Here is a 2,506-nt window from a genome sequence, read left to right as displayed (position 1 = left end):
CAGTGCCTCATGAAACAGTTTCTCGAGAGGATGCCGGCCACGTCGCCATCCTCTCGAGCCTTGATCTTCAGTGAGAGTTTTGTCGGAGAACGACCAATGAGAAGCTCGCATGACGCCTCGGGCGCAGAACATATCGTCGTGGGCGTGTTGGGCGGCATGGGGCCGGATGCCACGGTGGCCTTCATGCAGCAGGTGATCCAGGCCACACCGGCCGAGGACGACATCGACCATGTACACATGGTGGTCGACAACAATCCCAAGGTGCCGTCGCGCATCAAGGCTCTGCTGGAAGGGGGCGATGTCTCTCCGGGGCCTGCCATCGCGGAAATGGCCCAGCGACTGGAGCAGTCCGGGTGTGATTTTCTGGTCATGCCCTGCAACACGGCCCACTACTACTGGCAGGATGCGCAGGACGCCGTCTCGATTCCGGTGTGGCATATCGTCGAGCGCACCCTGGACTGGGTGGCGGCGCAGTGGCCGGGCGCACGTGTCGGCATGCTGTGTTCCCCGGCGCTGCGCAAGATTGGCCTCTACGAAGGCTTCATCGAGTCGCGTGGTCTGTCGCTGGCCTATCCCCAGGATGAGGACGCGATGCTGGAGGTGATCCGCAGCGTCAAGAAAGGCCAGGTGAGTGATGACGCCGTCGGGGGAGCCTTCCGTCAGGCCGCCGCTGACCTGGTGGCGCAGGAAGCCGATGTGCTGGTGCTGGCCTGCACCGAGCTCTCCATTATCAGCCATCTGCTCGATGACCGGCTGCCGATCGTGGATTCCGTCGAAGCGCTGGCCGTCAGCGTGGCACAGGCGGCCACTCAGTAAGCGACGCCGTCACGCGCCGCCCATGCCACTGCCCGAGCGGCGTTGCTCGCGTTCCTGCAGGTAGCGGGCGGGTGTAGTGCCGAGCAGCTTCTTGAACATGCTGATGAAGGCGTTGACGGACTGATAGCCGACGTCTTCCGAGACGCGCTGCACGCTCATGCCTTCGGCCAGCAGGCGAATCGCCACCACCAGGTGCAGTTGCTGACGCCAGCGGCTGAAGCTCAGGCCGGTGTCACGCTGGATAAGCCGGGCGAGGGTGCGTTCGCTCATCGCCAGTTCGCTCGCCCACTCGGCCAGGGTGCGTCGGTCGTCCGGGGTCTTGATCAGGGCATCGCTGATGCGGGTCAGCCGCGGGTCTTCGGGCAAGGGCAGGTGCAGACGTTCGCTTGGCATGCAGGCCAGCTCTTCCAGCAGCACGCCGACCAGCCGCGCTGTCGGCCCCTGTTCAGGATATGGCTGGGGTAGCTCCGCCAGACGCAGCACCAGCTCACGCAGCAGGGGCGAGATCGACAGCGTGCAGCTGTGGCTTGGCATCTCGAGCGCACCGGGCTCGATGAACAGGTGGCAGACGCGGCCGCCACGGGTCAGATGATTGCTGTGGGGCAGGTTGCCGGGAATCCAGACCCCGCTGTGCGGCGGCACCATCCACAGACCTTCCGGTACGCGACTGGTCACCACGCCATGCAGGGCGATCACCAGCTGTCCCTTGCGATGCTGGTGGATCGGCACCTCCATCACCTGCTGGCCGGTCTCGACATGCAGGGCGCTGGCCGGAATCTCGTAGATGTCCGGGTCGTGCTCGCAGACGCTGCTGGAGAAGGGCACCTGATCGGGGCCGCGGGTGCTGACCCTGGGCGATGACGGTAGAACGGGTGTGGTCACTGACATGGCGGCTCGCAGATTGTCTGATTTCAGTGATCTGATGTCATGATGGCTCAATTCTGCAGTGGGCGAGGGGATTAAGCTAGCCTCACTCTGTGTGCGGACTCATCTCTTGGGTGTCGTCCCGCCATTACCCCGTTTCACGATCGCTGCGAGCGCCTCATGACTGAACTCTGCCACTCGTCTCCTGTCCGGCGACTGAGCCATCCGGCCGTATTGATCGCCGGTATCCTGTTGATCGCCATGAACCTGCGTGCGCCCTTCACCAGTATCGCGCCACTGCTGGAGCGCCTGCAGGCGGCGCTGGGCTTCAATGCCACGGCGGCTGGCCTGTTGATGATTCTGCCGCTGCTGGCCTTCGTCGTCGTCTCGCCCTGGGTGCCGCGCCTCGCCAGAGGTCTCGGGCTTGAACGCAGTCTCTTCCTCGCCTTGGTGACGATCGCCGCGGGCATCGTGCTGCGGGTGCAGGGCAGCATGCTGGCCCTCTATCTGGGTATCGGCCTGATCGGGGCGGGCATTGCCGTGGGCAATGTGCTGCTGCCCAGTCTGGTCAAACGCAGCTTTGCGCAGCATGTCGCGCTGCTGACCTCCTGCTATGTGCTGACCATGGGCATCATGGCCGCCATCGCCTCGGCGCTGATGGTGCCGTTGGCACAGGGCAGCAGCGCTGGCTGGCAGTACGCGATGCTCATAGTGGTCGTTTTGCCATTGGTGACGATGGGGGTGTGGTGGCCGCAGTTGTCACGTCGCTCCCTGCCGGCGGCGGCGAAGGAAGCCGAGAAGGGTGCCGAGAAGGACGTCGAGAAGG

The 2,506-nt window shown here is 64.4% G+C and carries 3 protein-coding genes; 2 read left to right on the top strand and 1 reads right to left on the bottom strand.

Annotation, left to right across the window (positions count from 1 at the left end; translation table 11 throughout):
* The first annotated feature begins 96 nt into the window (after positions 1 to 96).
* Positions 97 to 816: a cysteate racemase gene (gene cuyB / locus AC4FAH_RS07735; RefSeq protein WP_052384440.1), complete on the top strand. Its 720-nt coding sequence runs from the start codon at positions 97 to 99 to the stop codon at positions 814 to 816.
* Between the two features lie 9 nt (positions 817 to 825).
* Here cuyB and AC4FAH_RS07730 read toward each other — a convergent pair whose 3' ends face one another.
* A complete protein-coding gene (locus AC4FAH_RS07730) occupies positions 826 to 1,704 on the bottom strand; it encodes a helix-turn-helix domain-containing protein (RefSeq protein WP_474373436.1) in 879 nt (292 codons plus the stop codon).
* A 156-nt stretch (positions 1,705 to 1,860) separates the two neighbouring features.
* Between AC4FAH_RS07730 and AC4FAH_RS07725 the strand changes: the two genes are divergently transcribed.
* Positions 1,861 to 2,506, top strand: a 646-nt coding sequence (locus AC4FAH_RS07725; protein ID WP_490245852.1) for an MFS transporter, incomplete at its 3' end; no start/stop codon positions are given.

The sequence above is a fragment of the Cobetia sp. genome (assembly GCF_983723665.1).
Note: the sequence above shows the minus strand (reverse complement) of the source record. Positions and strands in the feature narration are given on the sequence as shown.

What these genes read in the sequence shown, in the direction of transcription:
- cuyB (WP_052384440.1), top strand. Translation starts at nt 97, where the DNA reads ATGAGAAGCTCGCATGACGCCTCGGGCGCAGAACATATCGTCGTGGGC.
- AC4FAH_RS07730 (WP_474373436.1), bottom strand. Translation starts at nt 1,704, where the DNA reads ATGTCAGTGACCACACCCGTTCTACCGTCATCGCCCAGGGTCAGCACC.